This window comes from Flintibacter sp., assembly GCF_046973065.1.
The window spans coordinates 1-23,662 of record NZ_JBKVXZ010000041.1 but is presented as its reverse complement, the minus strand read 5'-3'; the positions used below and the strand labels follow the sequence as shown (position 1 = coordinate 23,662).

The 23,662-nt window shown below is 58.0% G+C and carries 23 protein-coding genes, 2 tRNA genes and 1 other annotated feature; of the genes, 21 read left to right on the top strand and 4 right to left on the bottom strand.

Features of this window, described 5'->3' with window-relative positions:
- Position 1 precedes the first annotated feature (1 nt).
- Positions 2-256, top strand: a complete 255-nt coding sequence (locus ACLTXB_RS13495) for an HPr family phosphocarrier protein (protein ID WP_008981152.1) — start codon at positions 2-4, stop codon at positions 254-256.
- A 210-nt stretch (positions 257-466) separates the two neighbouring features.
- Here ACLTXB_RS13495 and ACLTXB_RS13490 read toward each other — a convergent pair whose 3' ends face one another.
- The 3 genes from ACLTXB_RS13490 to ACLTXB_RS13480 form a co-directional block, all read right to left on the bottom strand.
- Positions 467-730: a metal-sensing transcriptional repressor gene (locus tag ACLTXB_RS13490; protein WP_428227364.1), complete on the bottom strand. Its 264-nt coding sequence runs from the start codon at positions 728-730 to the stop codon at positions 467-469.
- On the bottom strand, positions 727-3,297 hold the full coding sequence (locus tag ACLTXB_RS13485; RefSeq protein ID WP_428227363.1) for a heavy metal translocating P-type ATPase: 2,571 nt from the start codon (positions 3,295-3,297) through the stop codon (positions 727-729). The genes ACLTXB_RS13490 and ACLTXB_RS13485 overlap by 4 nt, the downstream gene beginning before the upstream one ends.
- A gap of 201 nt (positions 3,298-3,498) precedes the next feature.
- Positions 3,499-3,954 carry a hypothetical protein gene (locus tag ACLTXB_RS13480; protein WP_428227362.1) on the bottom strand — a complete coding sequence of 152 codons (456 nt, stop codon included), beginning with the start codon at positions 3,952-3,954 and terminating at the stop codon, positions 3,499-3,501.
- 153 nt (positions 3,955-4,107) lie between these two features.
- Between ACLTXB_RS13480 and ACLTXB_RS13475 the strand changes: the two genes are divergently transcribed.
- The 7 genes from ACLTXB_RS13475 (at position 4,108) to ACLTXB_RS13445 (ending at position 11,288) form a co-directional block, all read left to right on the top strand.
- Complete coding sequence (locus ACLTXB_RS13475; protein ID WP_428227361.1) at positions 4,108-6,093, top strand: DNA gyrase/topoisomerase IV subunit B; 1,986 nt, start codon at positions 4,108-4,110, stop codon at positions 6,091-6,093.
- A 15-nt stretch (positions 6,094-6,108) separates the two neighbouring features.
- Positions 6,109-8,361: a DNA gyrase subunit A gene (locus ACLTXB_RS13470; protein ID WP_428227360.1), complete on the top strand. Its 2,253-nt coding sequence runs from the start codon at positions 6,109-6,111 to the stop codon at positions 8,359-8,361.
- A gap of 48 nt (positions 8,362-8,409) precedes the next feature.
- Positions 8,410-9,282, top strand: coding sequence for a YitT family protein (locus ACLTXB_RS13465; RefSeq protein WP_110440300.1), 873 nt, complete (start codon positions 8,410-8,412; stop codon positions 9,280-9,282).
- Between the two features lie 34 nt (positions 9,283-9,316).
- Positions 9,317-9,907: a lactate utilization protein gene (locus ACLTXB_RS13460; RefSeq protein ID WP_428227359.1), complete on the top strand. Its 591-nt coding sequence runs from the start codon at positions 9,317-9,319 to the stop codon at positions 9,905-9,907.
- Between the two features lie 32 nt (positions 9,908-9,939).
- Entirely contained in the window at positions 9,940-11,007 is a 1,068-nt protein-coding gene (locus ACLTXB_RS13455) for a transglutaminase domain-containing protein (protein ID WP_428227358.1), read from the top strand.
- An 82-nt stretch (positions 11,008-11,089) separates the two neighbouring features.
- Positions 11,090-11,165: transfer RNA gene (locus tag ACLTXB_RS13450), tRNA-Gly, on the top strand.
- A 47-nt stretch (positions 11,166-11,212) separates the two neighbouring features.
- Positions 11,213-11,288 (top strand) — tRNA-Gly (locus ACLTXB_RS13445).
- A gap of 91 nt (positions 11,289-11,379) precedes the next feature.
- Here ACLTXB_RS13445 and ACLTXB_RS13440 read toward each other — a convergent pair.
- A complete protein-coding gene (locus ACLTXB_RS13440) occupies positions 11,380-11,565 on the bottom strand; it encodes a ferredoxin (protein WP_008981141.1) in 186 nt (61 codons plus the stop codon).
- A gap of 223 nt (positions 11,566-11,788) precedes the next feature.
- Here ACLTXB_RS13440 and ACLTXB_RS13435 point away from each other — a divergent pair, with 223 nt between their 5' ends.
- From ACLTXB_RS13435 to ACLTXB_RS13375, 13 genes are all read left to right on the top strand, one after another.
- A complete protein-coding gene (locus ACLTXB_RS13435; protein WP_008981140.1) occupies positions 11,789-12,028 on the top strand; it encodes a ribosomal L7Ae/L30e/S12e/Gadd45 family protein in 240 nt (79 codons plus the stop codon).
- A gap of 101 nt (positions 12,029-12,129) precedes the next feature.
- The gene (gene rpsL / locus ACLTXB_RS13430) at positions 12,130-12,555 is read left to right on the top strand and encodes a 30S ribosomal protein S12 (protein WP_428227357.1); all 426 of its coding nucleotides are present in this window, start codon (positions 12,130-12,132) and stop codon (positions 12,553-12,555) included.
- Positions 12,556-12,751: 196 nt separating this feature from the next.
- Positions 12,752-13,222 carry a 30S ribosomal protein S7 gene (gene rpsG, locus ACLTXB_RS13425; RefSeq protein WP_008981138.1) on the top strand — a complete coding sequence of 157 codons (471 nt, stop codon included), beginning with the start codon at positions 12,752-12,754 and terminating at the stop codon, positions 13,220-13,222.
- Between the two features lie 18 nt (positions 13,223-13,240).
- Positions 13,241-15,346, top strand: coding sequence for an elongation factor G (gene fusA / locus ACLTXB_RS13420; RefSeq protein ID WP_008981137.1), 2,106 nt, complete (start codon positions 13,241-13,243; stop codon positions 15,344-15,346).
- A gap of 130 nt (positions 15,347-15,476) precedes the next feature.
- Positions 15,477-16,676: an elongation factor Tu gene (gene tuf / locus ACLTXB_RS13415; protein ID WP_428227356.1), complete on the top strand. Its 1,200-nt coding sequence runs from the start codon at positions 15,477-15,479 to the stop codon at positions 16,674-16,676.
- 444 nt (positions 16,677-17,120) lie between these two features.
- The gene (locus tag ACLTXB_RS13410) at positions 17,121-17,822 is read left to right on the top strand and encodes a hypothetical protein (protein ID WP_428227355.1); all 702 of its coding nucleotides are present in this window, start codon (positions 17,121-17,123) and stop codon (positions 17,820-17,822) included.
- A gap of 116 nt (positions 17,823-17,938) precedes the next feature.
- Positions 17,939-18,181, top strand: a binding site (T-box leader).
- Between the two features lie 118 nt (positions 18,182-18,299).
- Positions 18,300-19,337, top strand: a complete 1,038-nt coding sequence (locus tag ACLTXB_RS13405; protein ID WP_428227354.1) for an ABC transporter substrate-binding protein — start codon at positions 18,300-18,302, stop codon at positions 19,335-19,337.
- Positions 19,338-19,391: 54 nt separating this feature from the next.
- Positions 19,392-20,330, top strand: coding sequence for an ABC transporter permease (locus ACLTXB_RS13400; protein WP_428227353.1), 939 nt, complete (start codon positions 19,392-19,394; stop codon positions 20,328-20,330).
- Positions 20,331-20,332: 2 nt separating this feature from the next.
- Complete coding sequence (locus tag ACLTXB_RS13395) at positions 20,333-21,139, top strand: ABC transporter ATP-binding protein (RefSeq protein WP_110440304.1); 807 nt, start codon at positions 20,333-20,335, stop codon at positions 21,137-21,139.
- 226 nt (positions 21,140-21,365) lie between these two features.
- Positions 21,366-21,821, top strand: coding sequence for a ribosome maturation factor RimP (gene rimP / locus ACLTXB_RS13390; RefSeq protein ID WP_008981131.1), 456 nt, complete (start codon positions 21,366-21,368; stop codon positions 21,819-21,821).
- A 21-nt stretch (positions 21,822-21,842) separates the two neighbouring features.
- The gene (gene nusA, locus ACLTXB_RS13385) at positions 21,843-23,021 is read left to right on the top strand and encodes a transcription termination factor NusA (RefSeq protein ID WP_008981130.1); all 1,179 of its coding nucleotides are present in this window, start codon (positions 21,843-21,845) and stop codon (positions 23,019-23,021) included.
- A 17-nt stretch (positions 23,022-23,038) separates the two neighbouring features.
- Positions 23,039-23,335, top strand: a complete 297-nt coding sequence (gene rnpM / locus ACLTXB_RS13380) for an RNase P modulator RnpM (RefSeq protein ID WP_428227352.1) — start codon at positions 23,039-23,041, stop codon at positions 23,333-23,335.
- Positions 23,325-23,662: L7Ae/L30e/S12e/Gadd45 family ribosomal protein (locus ACLTXB_RS13375; protein ID WP_428227351.1), on the top strand; the 338-nt coding region annotated here is incomplete at its 3' end. The genes rnpM and ACLTXB_RS13375, both read left to right, overlap by 11 nt.

The window sequence follows — 23,662 nt, the reverse complement described above, 5'->3', positions numbered from 1 at the left end:
TATGGTATGTGCGAAAACCACGGTGTTACATGAAAGTGGACTTCATATGCGGCCCGCTCAGGAATTTGTCAGCGCGGTAGCCAACTATCCCTGCAAGGTGACCATCAAGGTGGGAGATAAAAGCGTCAACGGAAAGAGTATCCTCAGCGTGATGGCTGCGGGGATCAAACGGGATACCCCCATCGAGATCTGCTGCGATGGTCCGGAGGAGCAGCAGGCTCTGGTGGCGGCCTTGAAAGTTCTTGCCGCCGGATAATTAAAAAAACAGCACAGCGCGCGCCTTGTTCTGCAAGGCGCGCGCTGTACTTTGGAGAGGAAGAAAAGCAAGATAAATCGGCGGGACGTTGGGCGGGGTAGAGGGGGAATGCCGCCCTGTCCGCGTGCTCAACATACCATAATTCTAGGCTGGAGGGCAAGAAAGGTGTAGGAAGCTTAAGATAGCTTTACAGACCTTCCGTTTTTTGCCTCAGTCGGCCAGCTTATCCAAGAGCAGGGCCAGTTCATTGAGTTTCTCCTCCGGATCGCCGGAGACCACCGCCTGGCGCACGCAGCTGTTCATATGGGCTTTCAGCACCATGCGGTTGGCCTTTTTCAAGATAGACTGGGTGGCCATGAGCTGGTTGGACACATCCAGGCAGTAGCGGTCCTCCTCCACCATCTTCAAAATGCCGTCGATCTGTCCACGGGCCGTTTTCAGCAGGCGGGTGATCTGGTCGTGGTCGGCTTTCACTGGATGCCCACCACCTCGTAGCCGGCGGCGGTGACCGCCTCCTTGAGCTCCTCATCAGAGACCGGAGCGGACAGGGTGACAGTAGCGCACTTGCCCTCCAGGTCGGCCTGGGCGGCACTGACCCCGCCAAGAGCGGTGAGAGCCTTTTCCACGTGGGCCACACAGTGCTGACACATCATGCCTTCGATCTGAATTTTCTTTTCCATGGTTTGTTCGTCTCCTTTTTTCTCATTGGTTTGGTTGGACTCGTCGGGCTCCGGCTGCTCTAGAGGACAGGTTCCAGTGCAGGGAGCGGGACGGAATTTGCTCTTAAAGAAACGTAGCCGCAGGGCGTTGGACACCACGCAGAAGGAGCTCAGGCTCATAGCTGCGGCGGCAAACATGGGGTTAAGCTGCCAGTGGGTCCAATGGTAGAATACACCGGCGGCCAGAGGGATGCCAAGGGTATTGTAGAAGAAGGCCCAGAACAGGTTCTCCTTGATGTTGCGGATGGTGGCCCGGCTGAGCTCCACCGCGGCGGCGGCGTCCAGCAGGTCGGACTTCATCAGCACGATATCGGCGCTCTCAATAGCTACATCGGTACCCGCTCCGATAGCCAGACCCACGTCGGCCCGGGCCAGAGCGGGGGCATCGTTGATGCCGTCGCCCACCATAGCCACCTTCTTACCCTGCTCCTGGAGCTGGCGCACCTTGGCCTCCTTGTCCTGGGGGAGCACCTGGGCCATGACCTGGGTGACCCCCAGCTCCTTGCCGATGGCGTCGGCGGTGCGCTGGTTGTCGCCGGTGAGCATGACCACATCCAGACCCAGCTGCCGGAAGGCGGACACTGCCTGGGCGCTGGTAGGTTTGGGGGTGTCGGCCACGGCAATAATGCCCAGCACCTGCTTCTCGTCAGCGAAGTACAACGGCGTCTTGCCCTGAGCGGCCAGTTCCTCCGCCTTCTGGGGGAAGTTGCCTAAGGACACGCCTGCCTCCTCCATCATGGCCTGATTGCCCGCCAGGAAAGGATGGCCCTTCAGAATGGCTCGCACACCCCGGCCGTGGACGGCGGTAAAGTCGGTGACCGCAGCGGAGGATAGGCCGCGGCGGCGGCTCTCCTCTACAATGGCGGCGGCCAGGGGATGCTCCGAGGGAGCCTCCAGACAGGCGGCCAGGGTGAGAAGGCCGGCCTCGTCGGTCTCGTCGCCGGGGAGAATGTCGGTGACCACCGGCTTGCCCTGGGTGAGGGTGCCGGTTTTGTCCAGCACCACTGTGTCGATGCTGTGAAGAGTCTCCAGAGCCTCAGCCGATTTGATCAGGATACCGTTTTCGGCTCCCTTGCCGGTACCCACCATGATGGCCACGGGGGTGGCCAGCCCCAGAGCACAGGGACAGGAGATGACCAGCACGGCCACACCGGCGGTGAGGGCCTTTGTCACGTCATAGCCGCTGACAAAGAACCACACCAGGGCGGTGACGGCGGCGATAGCCATAACCACCGGGACAAATACCCCGGCTACCTTGTCGGCCAGCTTGGCGATGGGAGCCTTGGAGGCGGCAGCCTCCTCCACCAATCGGATCATCTGGGCCAGGGTGGTGTCCTCGCCCACCCGAAGGGCCTCAAAGGTGAAGGAGCCGGAGCGGTTCATGGACGCGGCAGCCACCTTGTCCCCCGGTCCCTTGTCCACCGGGAGGGACTCGCCGGTGAGGGCAGACTCGTCCACGGCGGAGCTGCCCTCCACCACCACGCCGTCTACCGGGATGGACTGACCGGGCCGGACCACAATATGGTCGCCTACCCGGACCTCCTCCACGGGGATCTCTACTTCCGTGCCATTCCGGAGAACATGGGCGGTTTTAGGGGCCAAATCCATCAGGCGGTTGATGGCCTGGGAGGTCTTGCCCTTGGAGCGCTTCTCCAAAAACTTGCCCAGGGTGATGAGGGTGAGGATCATGCCGGCGGACTCGAAGTACAGGTCCATGTGGTAGCGTTCCACCAGCTCCATGTCGCCGTGGCCCAGGCCGTATCCGATTTGGTAGATGGCGAAGATACCGTAAATCACTGCCGCCGCCGAGCCTACGGCGATGAGAGAATCCATGTTGGGGGCGCGGTGCCACAGGGTTTTGAAGCCGACCTTATAGTAGGTATCATTGATATATAAGATAGGCAGGGTGAGCAGCAGCTGAGTGAGGCCGAAAGCCAGCGCGTTTTCCATTCCCACCAGGAAGGAGGGGAGGGGGGCGCCCAGCATGTGTCCCATGGAGATGTAAAAGAGGGGAATGAGAAAGACAAAGGACCAGATGAGGCGCCGCTTCATGGCGCTCAGCTCCTGAGCCAACTGGCTGTTGGGATCGGGAAGGGGAGTGGATTTGTCTTTCTGGGGGAGAGAGGCCCCATAGCCCGCCTGCTCGACAGCGTAGATAATGTCCTGGGGGCTGAGGGCGTCAGAGTTGTACTCCACCGACATGGAGTTGGTCATCAGGCTGACCTCGGCCTTGGAGACGGCCTCCAGCTTGTTGACTGCCTTTTCCACATGGGCGGAGCAAGCGGAGCAGGTCATACCGGTTACGTTGAATGTTTGCTTCATTTCATGTACCTCTTGTTTATCCTCGCCCAGGCAATGTGGTTTGGACGAGATGTGAAGCAGGCGGAACAGGTCATGCCGGGCATCGGAAAGGTCTGTTTCAAAGGGTTCACCTGCTTTCTTATGGATGACACCCCCCCGGGGTGGGGGGTATTTTGATTGTAGTCCATAAATCCCTGCTTGTCAAGTAGGAAATAGCAAAGGCTAACTCAGATGCTCCGGGCGAACTCCCAGCAAAAGCAGAGCCCCCGCCACCGCCAGTGCGGCCTGAGTGGGCTGGGCTGCTGTGGAGCGAAAGGGAAACTCCTGACGCTCCACCACCTGGCCCTGGACGGTGACCACCTCCCGCTGGAGGGCCAGCCACAGCCGATCTCCCTCCCGGCTGGACAGGGTCAGAGTGTCCCGGGGACCGGGGCCGTAACTGACGGCGCTGGCCGCCTGGAGCTGCCAGTGCTCCGCCGGGGCATCCCCAGGCAGCAGCACGGTGCGGCACCCGCCCTCCAAGTGGGGCGTTTTAGCGGCTATCTGGGGAGAGATGATCAGCAGGGCGGGGCGGCTGGGGCTGGACCAGCCGCAGGCCAGGGCGCCGGTGTCCTGGAGCCGCCGGGCGATCTCATCCTGAATTCCCTCTCCCGATTCCAATACTTCAAAACAGCCCATGAATTCTCCCCCTTTTGGAATACAGTTTGGGTGGAATGGAGAATTTTATACGATAAATACAGCATGACGCCCATTCCTTGACTTTTTCCGGGGAAATGGAGTATCATTATGCTGTTACATTGTGGATTTTTTTATTGTGAGGACGAAAAAGGTATGGCTCAGAAAAAAGCAAGCTACGGCAACGAATCCATTTCCGCCCTGAAGGGGGCCGACCGGGTACGGAAGCGGCCCAGTGTTATTTTCGGCTCGGACGGGCTGGAGGGATGCGAGCATGCCGTCTTTGAAATTATGTCCAACGCCATCGACGAGGCCCGGGAGGGCCACGGCAGCCTGATCACCGTCACCCGCTTTTTGGACAAATCCATCCAGGTGGAGGATCAGGGCCGGGGCTGTCCGGTGGACTGGAATGAGAAGGAGCAGAAGTACAACTGGGAGCTGGTGTTCTGCGAGCTGTACGCCGGCGGCAAGTACGGCGGCGACGGGGACAACTATGAATATTCCCTGGGTCTCAACGGCCTGGGTTCCTGCGCTACCCAGTACGCCAGTGAGTTCTTTGACGCTACCATCTGGCGGGACGGATTTAAATATTCCCTCCACTTTGAAAAGGGCGAGAACGTGGGCGGCCTGAAAAAGGAGCCCACAGACCGGGGAAAAAAGACGGGCTCCATCTTCCGCTGGAAGCCCGATCTGGAGGTCTTTACCGACATCGACATCCCGGTGGACTACTACACCGACGTGATGAAGCGCCAGGCAGTGGTCAACGCGGGGGTAACCTTCCGCTTTAAGGAAGAAACCACTCCGGGCAAGTTTACTACTACCGATTTTCAGTATGAAAACGGAATCCTGGACTATGTCACCGAGCTGGCGGGGGAGGACCCCCTCACCCAGCCTGTGTTCTGGCAGACCGAGCGGAAAGGCCGGGACCGGGACGACAAGCCGGAATATAAGGTAAAGCTGAGCGTATCCTTCTGCTTCTCCAACCGGGTGTCCCTGGTGGAGCACTATCACAACTCCTCCTGGCTGGAGCACGGCGGCTCTCCGGAGAAGGCCATGAAGTCTGCCTTTGTCTCCGCCATTGATGCCTACCTCAAGCAGCAGGGGAAGTACCAGAAAAACGAGGCCAAGATCACCTTTAACGATGTGCAGGACGCCCTGGTGCTGGTCTCCAACAACTTCTCCACCCAGACATCTTATGAGAACCAGACCAAAAAGGCCATCAACAACAAGTTTGTTCAGGAGGCCATGACCGATTTCCTCCGCGCTCAGCTGGAGGTCTACTTTATCGAGAATCCCTTCGATGCCCAGAAGATCGCCGAGCAGGTGCTGGTGAATAAGAGATCCCGGGAGACTGCCGAGCGTACCCGGCTGAACATCAAAAAGAAGCTCACCGGCTCCATGGATATCTCTAACCGGGTGCAGAAGTTTGTGCCCTGCCGTACCAAGGACATCGAGCGCAGCGAGCTGTATATCGTAGAGGGTGACTCCGCTCTGGGCAGCGTCAAGCTGGCTCGGGACGGAGAGTTCCAGGCTATCATGCCAATCCGAGGAAAAATCCTCAACTGTTTGAAGGCCGACTACGGCAAGATCTTCAAGAGCGACATCATTACCGACCTGTTAAAGGTGCTGGGCTGCGGCGTGGAGGTCCACGACAAGCGGGCCAAGGATCTGGCCACCTTCGATCTGGCCAACCTGCGCTGGAACAAGATCGTCATCTGTACCGATGCCGACGTGGACGGCTTCCAGATCCGTACCCTGGTGCTCACCATGCTCTACCGCCTGACCCCCACCCTGATCCAGCAGGGCTATGTGTATATCGCCGAGTCCCCCCTCTATGAGATCACCTGCAAGGAGAAAACCTGGTTTGCCTACTCCGATAAGGAGAAGAATGACATTGTGGCCACCCTGGAGGGGAAGAAGTACGACATCCAGCGCTCCAAGGGCCTGGGCGAAAACGAGCCGGACATGATGTGGCTGACCACCATGAACCCGGCCACCCGCCGCCTCATCAAGGTGATGCCGGAGGACGTGGAGCGCACCGCTCAGGTCTTTGACCTGCTGCTGGGCGATGACCTGGCGGGCCGGAAGAACCACATCGCGGACAACGGCTATAAATATCTGGAACTGGCGGATATTTCGTGATAAGGAAGGAATCCAATGGCAAAAAAGAAGACCCCTCAGGAGGGGAAAAAATTCGATAACCCCAACGTCATGGGGCTACACGCCGAGGTGCTGGAGCAGCCCATTACTGAGACGCTGGAACTGAACTATATGCCTTACGCCATGAGCGTCATCGTCTCCCGGGCCATCCCGGAGATCGACGGCTTCAAGCCCTCCCACCGCAAGCTCCTGTACACCATGTACCAGATGAAGCTGCTGGGCGGGGCGCGGACCAAGAGCGCCAACGTGGTGGGGCAGACCATGAAACTCAATCCCCACGGCGACGCAGCCATCTACGACACCATGGTGCGCCTCAGCCGGGGCTACGGGGCGCTGCTGCACCCCTTTGTGGACTCCAAGGGTAACTTCGGTAAGGTGTACTCCCGGGACATGGCCTGGGCGGCCAGCCGGTACACCGAGGTGCGCCTGGACGCCATCTGCGGCGAGCTGTTCCGGGACATCGACCAGGACACCGTGGACTTTGTGGACAACTACGACGGCAAGATGAAGGAGCCCACCCTGCTGCCAACCACCTTCCCTAACGTGCTGGTGAGCGCCAACCAGGGCATCGCCGTTGGTATGGCAAGCAACCTGTGCGGCTTCAATCTGGGAGAGGTGTGCGACGCCACCATCGCCTATCTGAAGGACCCGGAGTGCGACCTGATGGCCACCCTGAAGGGGCCTGACCTGCCCACTGGCGGCGAGCTCATCTACGATGAGAAGGCGCTGGGAGAAATTTACCGCACCGGCCGGGGTTCCTTTAAGGTGCGTTCCAAGTGGCGCTATTTAAAGAGCGAAAACCTCATCGAGATCTATGAGATCCCCTACTCCACCACCTCCGAGGCTATTATGGACAAGGTGGCGGAGCTCATCAAGGCGGGCAAGATCAAGGAAATTGCCGACATGCGGGACGAGACTGACCTCTCCGGTCTGAAGCTGACCATCGACCTCAAACGGGGCACCGACCCGGACAAGCTGATGGCCAAGCTGTTCCGCGCCACCCCGCTCATGGATTCCCAGTCCTGCAACTTCAACATCCTCATTGCGGGTATGCCCCGGGTGATGGGAGCGCGGGAAATTCTGGAGGAGTGGACCGCCTGGCGTATGGACTGTGTGCGCCGCCGGGTGTACCATGAGATGAAGAAGAAGGAGGATAAGCTGCACCTGCTGAAAGGTCTGCGGCGCATCCTTTTGGACATCGACCGGGCCATCGCCATCATCCGGGAGACGGAGGAGGACGCGGAGGTGGTGCCCAACCTGATGATCGGGTTTGGTATCGACCAGATCCAGGCCGAATATGTGGCCGACATCCGCCTGCGCAACATCAATAAGGAGTATATCCTCAAGCGCACCCAGGAGGTGGAGGCACTGGAGGGGGAGATTGCCGACCTCCAGGCCACGGTGAACGACCCCAAGCGCATCCGGAAGATCATCACCAAGGAGCTTACCGACGTGAAGAAGAAGTACGCCCAGCCCCGGCGTACCGACATCGTCTACGAGCACATGCTGGAGGAGGAGCCCCAGGAGGACGAGACACCCGACTACCCGGTCAACCTGTTCCTTTCCCGGGAGGGGTATCTGAAAAAGATCACGCCACAGTCCCTGCGTATGGCCAGTGACCAGAAGTATAAGGAGGGGGATGGTCCCTTCCTCCAGTGGGAGGCCACAAACCGGGACGAGCTGCTGGTGTTTACCGATAAGCAGCAGTGCTACAAGACCCGCCTGAGTGAGTTTGACGACAGCAAGGCCAGTGTTCTGGGCGATTACCTGCCCACCAAGCTGGCCATGGAGGCGGAGGAGCGGGTGCTGTGGGCCTGTATCCCCGGAGATTATTCCGGACAGCTGCTGTTCTTCTTTGAAAACGGCAAGGTGGCCCGGGTGGAGCTGTCCGCCTACCAGACCCAGACCCGGCGGAAAAAGCTCACCGGAGCCTATTCGGACAAGTCGCCCCTGGTGTCCGCCCTGCTGCTGCGGGAGGACCTGGAGATGGTGGTCTACTCCAGCGATGGCCGGTGCATGATTTTCCACACCGCCGCCCTGGCCCCCAAGACTACCCGCACCACCCAGGGCGTCAATGTGATGGCCCTTAAGCCCAAGAGGGTAGTGACCGACGCCAAGCCTTTGGCGGACACCCCCATTGTCAATCTGTCCCGCTACCGTGCCCGCAGCCTGCCCATCGCCGGCGCGCTGCTGCGGGAGGAGGACCGGGGAGAGACGCAGATGTCTCTGCTGGAGCCGGAGAACAAGTAAGCGCATATTGTTTTGTGTTATGGTTGAAAAGGAGTAAGGAGGTTTTCTATGAGTAAAGTTACAGTAAAAAAGACGGCGGAGGCCTATTTCTGGATCACCTTTGGATCCATTTTGTATGCCGTTGGCTTTGACTGGTTCTACACCCCCAACGCCATCGGCTTTGGTGGCATCACCGGTGTGGGCCAGGTGGTCAACGCCTATTTGCCCATCATCCCCATCGGTATTTTCGTGCTGGTCATCAACATCCCCCTGTTTGTGCTGGGCTGGAAGTATATCGGCGGCCACCTGCTGGTCACCTCGCTGTACTCCATGGCCCTGTCCTCGGTAGCGGTGGACGTGATCGACTGGATGTTTGATTTTGCCCCCATGGACCGTATGCTGGCCGCCATCTGCGGCGGTGCGGTGATCGGTCTGGCTCTGGGCATTATCTTTGTCAAAGGAGCCACAACCGGCGGCACCGACCTGATCGCTCGCCTGGTGAAGTTAAAGCTGCCCTGGGCGCCCATGGGCAAGCTGCTGCTGGTTATCGACCTGGCAGTCATTGTATTGGTAGCTATCGCCTTCGGCGATGTGACCGCCGCTCTGTACGGCGTGATCGCCCAGGTAGTGTCCGCTTACGTGACCGATGCGGTGCTCTACGGCATGGATACCGCCAAGGTGGCTTATATCATCAGCGACCGGGCCCAGGCCGTCTCCGATGTGATCGTGCGGGACCTGGACCGTGGCGTGACGGTGCTGCGGGGCGAGGGCGCTTACTCCGGATCGGAGAAGCGGGTGCTCATGTGTGCCTTTAAGCAGAAGGAGATTGTTACCCTGAAGGAAATGATCTTTGAGATCGATAAAAATGCCTTCATTATCGTCTGCAACGCCCACGAGGTAACGGGCAACGGCTTTAAGACCTACCGCAAAGACGCGGTGTAAGGACAGGGGATTTCCCCGGAAAGGAGCAGCAAGTATGGCGGACATGGAACGTGTAAGAAAAAATCTGGAGGAGCGGGGCTTTCAGACCAGCTGCTTTGCCACGGCCAAGGAGGCGGCAGACTATCTGGACGCCCAGATCGACGGGGCTACGGTGGGCATCGGCGGCTCCATGACCATTCAGGCCATGGGGCTGTCGGAGCGCCTGGCCAAGCACAATGAGGTGATCTGGCACTGGGAGGGCGGCGAGCTGCGCCGGGCCATGCTGGCCGACGTGTACCTCACCTCGGTGAACGGCCTGGCGGAGACGGGTGAGATCGTCAACATCGACGGCAACTGCAACCGGGTGGCCGCCTCCATGTTTGGACCCAAGCGGGTGTACTATGTGGTGGGCATCAACAAAATCGCCCCTGATTTTGAAAAGGCCCTGTGGCGGGCACGGAATGTGGCTGCCCCCAAGAATGCGCAGCGGCTGGGGAAAAAGACGCCCTGCGCCGTCAAGGCGGACCGCTGCTACGACTGTAAGAGTCCCGAGCGCATCTGCCGGGGATTGAGCGTCCTGTGGAGAAAGCCCACCGGCTTTGAACAGGCAGAAGTGGTACTGATCGAGGAAGAACTGGGTATGTGACCGCCCGGAGCGGATAAGAGGAGGAGTCCCGGATGCGAAAGATGATGTGTGCAGTTATGGCTGCCCTGATACTCTTGAGCACAGGGTGTTCCTCCATGCTCAACCGGGACTACTCCTCGGTCACCGTTCACAGCGCTACCCCGACTGCCGAGGGCGATGCAAATACCATGCGGGTGCAGAACTACCAGGAGCTGGTCAACGCGCTCATCTACCTCATTAACCAGGGGGAGGAGAGCGGTTCCATCCGTTACTCCGGCGAAGAGGCGGACTTCAAAAAGCTGATGGATGAAGCCTGCCTGGAGGTGAAACAGGAGGACCCTTTGGGAGCCTACGCGGTGGATTACATCAAGTACAGCGTCATCTCCATCGTGGGCAGCTATGAGGCCGACGTGCAGATCACCTACCGCCGCACCCGGGAGCAGGTGGCCTCCATTGTAGACGCCACGGGAGCTGCCGCGATCCGCAGCGAGCTGAGCCGAGCCCTGTCCTCCTTTGACACCGAGGTCGTGCTGCGCATCAGCTACTTTGAGGAGGATGAGGCCTACATCCAGCAGTTGGTGCGGCAGGCCTACCTCTCCAATCCGGCCACGGCGCTGGACTTTCCCGATGCCCAGGTGGCCATGTACCCAGAAAGCGGCCAGCAGCGGATCGTGGAAGTTACTCTGACCTACCACCAGTCTCTGCAGACGCTGGAGAGCTGGCGCAATTCCCTCTCCCGGGAGGCGGAGCGTATCTGCCAGCCATTGACGGAGCTGACCATCAAAGAAAAGCTGGATGGAATTACCGGTACCCTGCAATCCATGGGGGCGTATTCTGCCCAAGGGGGAAGCACTGCTTATGACGCCCTGCTGGGCGGAGGCGGAGACAGCCAGGGCGTGGCGCTGGCCTTTAGTCTGCTTTGCCGTCAGGTGGGGATTACCTGTTCTGTGGTTGACGGGCAGAAGAATGGACAGAGTCACTTCTGGAACGTGGTGCAGACCGCCTCTGGTTACCGCCATGTGGATCTGAGCCGCACAGGGAATGTGGCCTATAACGTAGATCAGACCATGACGCAGCAGGGGTATGTCTGGGATGCCCAGCAGGTCCCTGCCTGCAATTGATTCCGCTCTGAAAATAATTTTGAAAATTTTAAAAAAGCGGTTGACATTGTTGAAAATTCTGTTATAATACCGATTGTCGCTTGCGAGTGTAGCTCATCTGGTAGAGCGCCACCTTGCCAAGGTGGAGGTAGCGAGTTCGAGCCTCGTCACTCGCTCCAAGTGCAATCATGCAATAAGATGTACCCAATGGTACATCTTATATTTTGCGAGTGTAGCTCATCTGGTAGAGCGCCACCTTGCCAAGGTGGAGGTAGCGAGTTCGAGCCTCGTCACTCGCTCCAAAAAGAAGGACACGACGTGAGTCGTGTCCTTCTTTTTGAGTTTGCCGCCTGACATTCCGGTTTTGCCGCTGAAAAAACGGAAATAAAGCGGTTACTCACGAATCTCAATGGCTTGAACAGGGCAGCTCTCCGCAGCTTCCTGAGCAGGAGCCTCCTGTTCCGGGAAGATCTCGTCCCGGGCAGCGGCTACACCTTCCTCCGTCATCAGAAAGACGTTGCCGCACATGTTGACACACAGGCCGCAGCCGATGCAGTTGTCGTTGACATGGACGGTCAAAACGCATACCTCCTTTCCCTGTTTGAGGTAGTATTTCCCCAACTTCCAGGCTCATACTGTCCTTCTGGAGAAAATAGACAGAAAGAACGGAAAATTTAGAGAAAATCTGTGCTTGACGTGGCCTTGACAACATGCTATAATTCCAAATTGCGGTGGTAGGGGCAATCTGCCCTTTTACCCGATGAAACGCCCCTGGCAACGGGGGAGAGGAGGGCACCGAATTATGATCGAGCAACTCAAGCAGGAAAACAAGGTGGTGGGCGCCAAGCAGACCCGCCGGGCCTTGAAGGACCACCGGGCCAAACGTGTGTATATGGCCCAGGACGCAGACCCCCGTATTCTCCAGCCTCTGGTACAGGAGGCGGTGCGCCAGCAGGTGCCCCTGGAGCAGGTGAGCACCATGAAGGCACTGGGAGAGGCCTGCGGGATCGCTGTGGGTGCGGCCATCGCCGCCCTGGTGTGATCGCAAAACTTTTTTGGTTTTAGCAGAATAAGGTCCCCCTTATTTTGTTAAAATAAATACCATGTCCCACAAGGGACAGATTTCAGGAAAGGAGGAAAATCATGCCTACTTTTAATCAGCTGGTTCGCAAGGGCCGCGAGCAGGTGAGCTATAAGTCCACTTCTCCCGCCCTCCAGCACGGCCTGAACACCCTGAAGAATCGCCAGACCGATCTGCCTTCTCCCCAGAAGAGAGGTGTCTGCACTGCCGTTCGTACTTCTACTCCTAAGAAGCCGAACTCCGCTCTGCGTAAGATCGCCCGTGTGCGTCTGACCAACGGCTACGAGGTCACCGCTTATATCCCTGGCGTGGGCCACAACCTGCAGGAGCACTCCGTGGTTATGATCCGCGGCGGCCGTGTTAAGGACCTGCCCGGTGTGCGTTACCACATCATCCGCGGCACTCTGGATACCCAGGGCGTCAACGGCCGTATGCAGGCTCGTTCCAAGTACGGTGCCAAGCGTCCCAAGGCCGGTAAGAAGAAGTAATCCAAACCGGATACTTCCCCTGTCAGTCCTAAGAGGCTGACCACTGAGATTGCATTGTGCGTTTGCGCAAGGCAAGCTGCCTTGCCGAGCGTTTACCTATATATATGGGAAAACCTCGGACAGGCATTACACGGATTGCAAAAAGCAGTTCGAGTACCTATGATTTCTATATTATTATAAGAAGGAGGGAAGCAAAGTGCCCAGAAGAGGAAATGTACCCAAGCGGGAGGTTCTGCCCGATCCGCTGTATAACTCCGTTTTGGTTACCAAGCTTACCAACAGCATCATGCTGGATGGCAAGAAGGGCGTGGCTCAGAAGGTGGTCTACGGTGCCTTCGATATCATCAAGGAGAAGACCGGTAAGGAGCCCATGGAGGTTTACACTCAGGCTCTGGAGAACATCATGCCCTCCCTGGAGGTCAAGGCCCGCCGTGTGGGCGGCGCTACCTACCAGGTGCCTATTGAAGTTCGTCCCGAGCGCCGTCAGACCCTGGGTCTGCGCTGGCTGACCAGCTATGCTCGCAGCCGTGGCGAGAAGACCATGAAGGAGCGTCTGGCTGGCGAGATCATGGATGCTGCCAACAACCTTGGCGGCGCCGTGAAGAAGCGCGAGGACACCCACAAGATGGCCGAGTCCAACAAGGCCTTCGCTCACTATCGCTGGTAATTTAGAAGGAGACAAAGTATGCCTAGAAAAGTTTCTTTGCAGAATACCCGAAACATTGGCATCATGGCTCACATCGATGCTGGTAAGACCACTACTACCGAGCGTATCCTTTACTACACCGGCGTAAACTACAAGATCGGCGAGACCCACGAGGGTACCGCCACCATGGACTGGATGGCTCAGGAGCAGGAGCGCGGCATCACCATTACTTCCGCTGCTACCACCTGTTACTGGACGGGAACCAAGAATCAGTTCCCCCAGACCCGTCTGAACATCATCGACACCCCGGGCCACGTGGACTTCACCGTTGAGGTTCAGCGTTCCCTGCGCGTGCTGGACGGCTCTGTTACCGTTATGTGCGCCAAGGGCGGCGTAGAGCCCCAGTCCGAGACTGTTTGGCGTCAGGCTGACGACTACAAGGTCCCCCGCATGATTTACGTCAACAAGATGGACATCATGGGCGCTGACTTTTACAACGTGCTCAACATGATCCACGACCGTCTGAAGTGTAATGCGGTGCCCATCCAGCTGCCTATCGGCAAGGAAGAGACCTTTAAGGGTATCATCGACCTGGTTGAGATGGACGCGGACATCTACTATGATGACCTGGGCAAGGACATGCGCGTGGAGGAGATCCCCGCTGACATGATGGAGCTGGCTCAGGAGTACCGCACCAAGCTGCTGGACGCCTGCGCCGACGTTGACGAGGAGATCATGATGCTGGTTCTGGAGGAGCAGCCTGTTCCTCAGGACATGATCCGTCGGGCCATCCGTAAGGCCACCATTGATAACCTGATGGTTCCTGTGGTGTGCGGCACCTCTTACAAGAATAAGGGTGTCCAGAAGCTGCTGGATGCTATCGTGGACTATCTGCCTTCTCCTGTTGACATCCCCGCCATCAAGGGAGTCAACCCCGAGACCGAGGAAGAGGAGGAGCGTCACTCCGAGGACGAGGGTCCCTTCTCCGCTCTGGCCTTTAAGATTGCCACCGACCCCTACGTGGGCCGTCTGTCTTTCGTGCGTGTGTACTCCGGCGTTCTGACCACCGGTACCACCGTGCTCAACTCCACCAAGAAGCAGAAGGAGCGCATCGGCCGTATTCTGCAAATGCACGCCAACCACCGTGAGGATATCGAGTGCTGCTATTCCGGCGACATCTGCGCCGTAATCGGCCTGAAGAACTCCACCACCGGTGACACCCTGTGTGATGAGAAGCACCCCATCATTCTGGAGTCCATGGACTTCCCCGAGCCCGTTATCCGCGTGGCTATCGAGCCTAAGACCAAGGCTGGTCAGGAGAAGATGGGCATCGCCCTGATGAAGCTGGCCGAGGAGGATCCCACCTTTAAGACCTACACCGATGAGGAGACCGGTCAGACCATCATCGCCGGCATGGGCGAGCTGCATCTGGAAATCATCGTGGACCGTCTGCTGCGTGAGTACAAGGTCGAGGCCAACGTGGGTGCTCCCCAGGTTGCCTATAAGGAGACCATCAAGAAGAGCGTGGAGCAGGATACCAAGTATGCCCGTCAGTCCGGCGGTAAGGGCCAGTACGGCCACGTCCGCATCACTGTGGAGCCCAACGAGTCCGGTAAGGGCTATGAGTTCCTCAATGAGATCACCGGCGGCGTCATCCCCAAGGAGTATATCCCCGCTGTCGACGCTGGTATCCAGGGTGCCATGCAGGCCGGTGTTCTGGCTGGCTATCCCGTTGTGGACGTGAAGGTCCACCTGACCTTCGGTTCCTACCACGAGGTCGACTCCTCTGAGATGGCCTTTAAGATTGCCGGTTCCATGGCCTTCAAGGAGGCCTGCCGCAAGGCCCAGCCCATCCTGCTGGAGCCTATGATGAAGGTTTCTGTCATTGCTCCCGACGAGTACCTGGGCAACGTCATCGGCGACCTGAACAGCCGCCGCGGACAGATCCAGGGCCAGGAGAGCCGTCCCGGCGCTACCCAGATCGACGCTCTGGTGCCTCTGGCCAACATGTTTGGCTATGCTACCGACCTGCGTTCTTCTACTCAGGGCCGTGGCCAGTACTCCATGGAGCCCCACAGCTATGTGGAGATTCCCAAGAGCATTGCTGAGAAGATCATTGCCGAGCGCGGCCGCAGCCAGGAGTAATTTTTACTCCTGGGGCTCCGCACCCGGGAAATTAGGCTTGCAATTATGGCCAGAATAGGATAAAATAGCCCTGATATGCAAGACCCATTTTATTTATGTTTGATTACTGCAATATAAGGAGGAAATTCTAATGGCTAAGCAGAAATTCGAGCGTACCAAGCCCCATGTCAACATCGGCACCATCGGCCACGTTGACCACGGCAAGACCACTCTGACCGCCGCCATCACCAAGTACCTGGCTATGCAGGGCAAGGCCCAGTTCGAGGACTACGCCAGCATCGACAAGGCTCCCGAGGAGAAGGAGCGCGGCATCACCATCAACACCGCTCACGTTGAGTATGAGACTGACGCCCGTCACTATGCTCACGTTGACTGCCCGGGCCACGCCGACTATATCAAGAACATGATCACCGGCGCTGCTCAGATGGACGGTGCTATCCTGGTTATCGCTGCTACCGACGGCCCCATGGCTCAGACCAAGGAGCACATCCTGCTGGCCCGTCAGGTGGGCGTGCCCGCCATCGTCGTGTTCCTGAACAAGTGCGATCAGGTGGACGACGAGGAGCTGCTGGAGCTGGTCGAGATGGAGGTCCGCGAGACCCTGTCCAAGTACGAGTTCCCCGGCGACGATATCCCCATCATCAAGGGCTCCGCTCTGAACGCCCTGACCTGCGAGGGCGGTGTGGACGATCCCGACTTCGCCTGCATCAAGGAGCTGATGGATGCCGTCGACAGCTATATCCCCACTCCTGACCGTAAGGCGGATCAGCCCTTCCTGATGCCCGTCGAGGACGTGTTCACCATCACTGGCCGCGGCACCGTCGCTACCGGCCGTGTGGAGCGCGGTACCATCAAGATGAACGAGGAAGTCGAGATCGTTGGCCTGACCGACGAGAAGAAGAAGACCGTCGTCACCGGCATCGAGATGTTCCGCAAGCTGCTGGACTTTGCTGAGGCCGGCGACAACATCGGCACCCTGCTGCGCGGCGTCGCCAAGACCGACATCGAGCGTGGCCAGGTTCTGTGTAAGCCCGGCTCCATTCACCCCCACACCAAGTTTGTGGGCCAGGTGTACGTTCTGAGCAAGGACGAGGGCGGCCGTCACACCCCCTTCTTTAACAACTACCGTCCTCAGTTCTACTTCCGTACCACTGACGTTACCGGCGTCATCACCCTGCCCGAGGGCACCGAGATGTGCATGCCCGGCGATAACGTTGACATGAAGGTGGAGCTGATCACCCCCATCGCCATCGAGAAGGGCCTGCGTTTCGCTATCCGTGAGGGTGGCCGCACCGTGGGTTCCGGCGCTGTTATTGAGATCGAGGAGTAATTAACAACTCCCTATGCCGCCCGGCTTTTGCCGGGCGGTTTTTATATGGGTGACCTTCCGCGGCAAAAGCGCTGTTATTGAGATCGAGGAGTAATTTTGCTCCCTCTAAATACCCGGCCTTTTGGCCGGGTATTTTTTATGGGCGCTCTTCTGCGGGAAAGGCGCCTTAAGATCGAAAAGGTAATCCTTATGTTCTCGAATCCCCTTGTCATTTGACAGGGGGATTTTTCTTGACACAGAAGGTTTAGTGTGATAAACTTCAAATAGAAAGTGGGTTTATTGATATAAACCTTAAAAGAAGAATTGGTTGCAGAAAACAGGAAAAATGCAGAGTGGGGTAAATAAGCAGAAAACAAGCCTTAAATATGATTAAGCAAAATTGACAAAATATAAAAATAGGAGCATGATAAAAATATAAAAAAGCAACAAAAGAGTGAGCCGGATATGACGATCGATCGTGAAACAGCTCTGCACGCCTCCCGGAAGTTTCGCTTAATGCGCACTGGGAATATTGTGACTCTGGTTTCCCTGGCGGTGATCCTCGCAAATGCAATTCTTGCGCTTATGATTGTATGGAGCAATCCATTCGCCTTCTTTGTGACCGGGGGAATGGGACTGATTGCGTTCTTTGTGCTGCTGAGCGGGATCGCGGCGGTGGTTGGCGGTATTGTATACCTGGTAGGACTGTATGGGCTGCGAGATGTCCGGCCAGAGTACAAAGATGCTTTTCTTTGTGAAATCGTATTGATTGTGTTGGCAATTATCCAAGCTTTGGTGGGCTCAGGAAGCGTATTAGGACAGATTCTGAGTACCATCAAAACCTTGGGAACTTTGGTGGTACTGTGGCTTGTCATTCTGGGAACCCGACATCTGCTGGAGAATCTGGAGCAAGATGAAATCTTGCGTCGGGGAAAAATCCTTTGGTGGCTGAGTGCTGCATCGACCATAGTGGCATGCGGGTATGCACTGATTCCGACACCCGCAGTCATAGACACGGAAGCAATTATTTTACTGGTAGCTGGCGTAGTGATTTCGGTCTTTTCGCTGGTGGCAGCGGTGTACTATGTGAACTACTTGGGCCGGGTGGCCAATGCATTGGAGGCTCAAACTCTGGAACAGGCAGTGGAAGCACTGGAAGAGGAATAATGTGGTATGCATAGCAGAGGGGCGGCTGGAGTCAGTCGCCCTTTTTGTAGGATGTGAAAAAAAGGGTTGACAAACCAAAAGGCCGTGCATATAATAGCACCAACAAGTAAATCCAATCCAAACCTATGAGAAAGAAGAGTAGCCGGTGCAGCAAACCCAAAGAGAGTCCTGGGTGGTGAGATCAGGGCGGGGCGCGGCCGAGTGAATGGTCTTTCGAGGGCGGCTTGAACGGGCAACCTAGTAGATGCCGACGGGGACCCACCCGTTATCCATCGGGCACGCGTGATGGCGCGTGAAGCGAGCGGACGTGAAAACGTCAATTTGGGTGGTATCGCAGGAGTCAGGCTCTTGTCCCATGTGGGATAAGGGGCTGTTTTTTTATACCCGCAAGACTCCAAATCAAGGCCGTTGGCAGCGGCCCCTCCATCGCCCACCCAAACAAATTTCGGCCAAATGGCCAATTATGGAGGTAACATTATGAAAAAGAACAACGTGGTCAAGAAGTTTGCGGCTCTGTCTCTGTCCTGTGCCATGGCATTGTCTCTGGCGGCCTGCTCCGGCGGCAACGCTGGAACGTCCAATTCCTCTGGATCTGGGAACACCTCTGGCTCCGGAAATGGGGATGGATATAAGATCGCGGTGGTTCGCCAGCTGGACCATGCGTCCATGAATGAGATCCGGGACGCCATTACCGCTGAGCTGGATGCCAAGGAAAAGAAACTGGGCGTGGAGATCGAGTACAAGGACTTCAACGGCAACAACGATACTTCCACTCTGGCTCAGATTGGCGCGGAGATCATCGCCGGCGGCTATGATGCTATCGTTCCCATTGGTACGCTGGCAGCTCAGCAGATGGCCTCTACCGCCCAGCAGACCCAGACCCCGGTGATTTACGGCACGGTCAGCTACCCCGAGGTAGCCAAACTGACTGGCATTCCCTACGTCACCGGCACCAGTGACGCGCTGAATGTAGAGTTGCTGCTGGATATGATGTTGGCCCAGAATCCTGAGGTCAAAACCGTGGGTCTGCTGTACTCCACCTCTGAGGTAAACAGTGCTCCTGCTATTGAGGACGCCAAGGAATACCTGGACGCCAAGGGCATCTCCTATATTGAGAAGACCGGCAACACCTCTGACGAGATCATTGCCGCGGTCAGCTCCATGCTGGATCAGGTAGACGCAGTCTTTACTCCCACCGACAATGTGGTGCAGGCGGCTGAGCTGGCCATCGCTCCCATGCTGGCTGAGGCGGGGATTCCCCACTATGCGGGCGCGGACTCCTTTGTCCGCAATGGCGCTTTCGCCACCTGCGGCGTGAACTACACCGACCTGGGTACTCAGACCGCTGACCTGGCCCTCCAGGTGCTCCAGACCGGCGAGTTCCCTGACTTCATCACTGTCTCCGGCGATATTATCACCGTGAACACCGATACCGCGAAGACCCTGGGCATCGATTACTCCATGTTCTCTGACATGGGCTCCCAGGTGGTCGAGGTTCAGACCACCCAGGATTAACCTGCAAAGGATTTTACATTTTCATCCGCCATCCCTCCGCTGAAATGCGGAGGGATGGCCTGTCCATTGAGAGGAGCGATTGCTGTGGTTACCGTACTTCAAACCGCACTGGAAGCGGGCTTTGTCTATGCGCCGGTGGCGCTGGCTCTATTTCTCAGTTTTTCCATTTTAAACATTGCCGATATGACCACAGATGGGGCTTTCGTTCTGGGCAGTGCAGTGTCGGCTATGATGTGCCTGGCAGGTCACCCGATCCTGGCTCTGCCTGCCGGAATGCTGGCCGCGGCACTGGCCGGATTTGTGACGGCATTTCTTCAGACAAAGTTATCTGTTCCATCTATTTTGGCGGGAATCATTACCAATATCGGCCTGTACAGCATCAATCTGATGGTGATGGGAAAGAGCAATCAATCCTTGTTTATGGCTGATACCATCTACACCATGGCCAATGAGGCCGGCTTTGCCGGAAGCTGGTATAAGCTGGCAGTGACAGCGGGAATTGTGATCGTGGTGGCGGTTCTGCTGGTGCTGTTTTTAGGGACCCGGCTGGGACTGTCCATCCGGGCTACCGGTGACAATGCGGATATGGTGCGGGCTTCCTCCATCAATCCCACCTTTACTATTACCGTCGGTCTGTGTGTAGCCAATGCTTTGACCGGCCTGTCCGGCGCGATGGTGGCCCAGTACAGCACCTTCGCCGATGTGAACAGCGGAACCGGCATGGTGGTGCTGGCTCTGGCCGCACTGGTCATCGGCGAGACCCTCATCGGAAAGAGCTCTATGGCTCGCGGTGTAGTGGGCGTTATCGCAGGCAGCATCATCTATCGCTGCATCTACGCAGCCGCCCTGCGCTTTAACGTTCCCGCCGACTACATGAAGCTGGTCTCCGCCATCATCGTGGGTGCCGCCATCGCGGCTCCGGCCGTGCGCCGCTGGACTGCATTCCAGATTCAGAAGCGTCGGGCCATTGCTGCAAGAAAGGAGGAGCAGTAACCATGGGTAAGCTGGAGATGAAGAATCTGACCAAGACCTTTAACCCCGGAACCGTCAACGAAAAGACGGCTTTGTCCGGGTTGAGTCTGACAGTAGAAGATGGAGACTTTATTACCATCGTGGGCTCCAACGGTGCAGGAAAATCCACCCTGTTTCACGCCATCGCCGGCGTGTTCTATGTGGATGGCGGCTCCATTGTGCTGGATGGGGAGGATATTACTTACAAGCCGGAGTACCGGCGCAGCCGGGAAATGGGCCGTCTGTTTCAGGACCCCATGCGGGGCACGGCTCCCCACATGACCATTGAGGAGAATTTGGCGCTGGCCTATCTCCGTACTGCCAAGCACCAGAACGCCTTTTTCAGCCGTACCAGCAAGGCGGACCGGGCCTTTTTCCGGGATCAGCTGGCCCGGCTGGACATGGGGCTGGAAGACCGGATGCGCCAGCCGGTGGGGTTGCTCTCCGGCGGACAGCGCCAGGCTCTGACGCTGCTGATGTCTACCATGGTGCCGCCCAAGGTGCTGCTGCTGGACGAGCACACCGCCGCGCTGGACCCGGGAACTGCGGAGAAGGTGCTGGAGATCACCAAGCAGGTGGTCCGGGAGCACAAGATCACCACCCTGATGGTGACCCACAACATGCACCAGGCCCTGGAACTGGGCAACCGCACCCTGATGATGGACCGGGGACGGGTGGTGTTTGACGTGGCGGGGGAGGAGCGCAGCACCCTCACCGTGGACGACTTGCTGGCGAAATTCCGCCAGGGAGCGGGAAAAGAGCTGGATAACGACCGAATCCTGCTTTCCTAAGAGAAAATTGCCTGTGGAGGGCGGCTATGCCGCCCTCCACGTTTGTACGAAAAGGAAAAATAATCTTCCAGCCCCTTGCAATCGGAACGGGGCTGTGGTATATTAAATAAAGAATTATGGTAGTATTGGCTAGAGTGGGGTTTCGGCTCCGCTCTTTTTGATTGACCAAATGGGCTCGACTACCGTCGGCCAGCGGAGCGCCCAGTGCAGTTTGGAGGTTTTTGACATGGCAAAAGTGACCGAGATGGCGGCCCAGCTTGCCCAGCCCTTCGTGGAGGCGGCGGGCTGCTCCCTGTGGGATGTGGAATATGTAAAGGAGGCAGGGGAGTGGTATCTCCGCTTCTATATTGATAAGGAGGGGGGCGTGTCCATCAACGACTGCGAGGCGGTCTCCCGCCCCCTGTCCGATGCTCTGGACGAGGCCGACCCCATTGAGGGCAGCTACACCCTGGAGGTGTCCTCCGCCGGAGCGGACCGGGCACTGAAAAAGCCGGAGCACTTCGCCCAGTTCCAGGGCGCTGAGGTGGAGGTCAAGCTCTACCGGGCCCGGGACGGCCGGAAGGACTATGTGGGGCTGCTGGAGTCCTATGAGGACGGAGACGTGACCCTGAATGTGGGCGGCGCGCCCATGAAATTTGAGAAGAAAGAACTGGCGCTGGTACGGCTGTACCCCCGCTTCTGAGAATAGTAGGAGGAGACCGACGTGGCTAAGAGAACAACGAAAAAGGTCAATAGCAACGAGCTGGACGGACAGGAATTTTTTGCCGCCATTGCTCAGATCGAGCAGGAGAAGGGCATCAAGCCCGGCTATATGATGGAGAAGATTACCCAGGCTCTGGTATCGGCGTACCGCCGGGACCATGAGGGCGTGGGCGATAACCTGATTGTGGACGCCAACCCCGAGACCAACACCGTCCGCATGTTCCTGAAGAAGGATGTAGTAGAGGTCGTGGACAATCCCAACACCGAGATCAGCCTGCAGGAGGCCAAGGCCGCCCTGCCCCGGGCCGAGCTGGGTGACGTGGTGCGTATTGAGGTCAAGCCCAAGAGCTTTGGCCGCATTGCCGCTCAGACTGCTCGCCAGGTCATTATCCAGGGTATCCGCGAGGCCGAGCAGGGCATGGTATACGACGAGTTCTCCTCCAAGGAGCACGAGTTGCTCACCGGCGTGGTTACCCGCATCGATCCCCGCAACGGGGCGGTCACCCTGCGCATCAGCTCCGGCTCTGAGTTCACCGACGCCTATCTGGGCGCCAACGAGCAGGTCAAGGGTGAGAGCTACGTGGAGGGCCAGCGCCTGAAGGTGTATATGGTGGAGGTGCGCAAGGCCACCAAGGGTCCCCAGGTCATTATCTCCCGCACCCACCCCGGCCTGGTCAAGCGCCTCTTTGAGCTGGAAGTGCCTGAGATCTACGACGGCACCGTGGAGATCCGCTCCATCGCCCGTGAGGCCGGTTCCCGCACCAAGCTGGCGGTCTGGTCCGCTGACCCCAACGTAGATCCCATCGGCGCCTGTGTCGGCCCCCGCGGTCAGCGTGTCAACACCATCGTGGAGGAGCTTAAGGGCGAGAAGATGGACATCATCAAGTACTCCGACGATCCCGCCGAGTACATTGCCGCCGCGCTCTCTCCCGCCGACGTGGTCAGCGTGGAGCCTCTGCCCGACGGCAAGAGCTGCCGCGTGGTAGTGCCCGACGACCAGCTGTCTCTGGCCATCGGCAAGGAGGGCCAGAACGCCCGCCTGGCCGCCAAGCTCACCGGCTGGAAGATCGACATTAAGCCCGCCTCCGCTCCCCTGGAGCCAATCGAGGAGATCCAGCAGGAGGAGCTGGAGGACGACGCTCTGGTGGCTGAGGAGCCTGTGGAGAGCGAGGAAGAGTAATCCATATCAATTTTGTCATGAAAGGGGTGAGATCTGTGCCCAAGAAGATCCCCATGCGCCAGTGTGTTGGCTGCCGGGAGATGAAGCCGAAAAAGGAACTGATCCGGGTAGTCCGTTCTCCGGAGGGGCAGGTGTCCCTGGATTTCCGGGGAAAGCTGCCTGGGCGGGGGGCCTATGTGTGTCCCAATCCCGCATGTCTGGCTAAGACCAAAAAGTCCAAGGCGCTGGAGCGGGCCTTTTCTGCCCCCCTTCCTGAGGAAGTATATCAGGCGCTGGAAGAACAGATGAAGGAGGTGCCCCAGGATGCCCAATGATCCCATTCTCCACCTGCTGGGCCTGGCCCGTAAGGCGGGACGGCTGGAGATCGGCGAGGAGCCGGTGGGCGCCGTCTGCCGGGCCCGTCAGGCCCGCCTGGTGCTGCTGGCCAGCGACGCGGCGGCCAACACCAACCGCCGGGCCGCCCACTTTGGCGAGGCAGGCAACGTCCTGTGGCTGGAAGTGCCCTACTCCAAAGCGGAACTGGGCTTCCACCTTGGCCGCGGCTCCTGCGCCATGCTGGCCATTACCGACGCGGGATTTGCCGCGGCGGTGACCGAGAAGCTGGCCGCCCGGGACCCGGAGCGCTACGGCCCTGCCGCGCA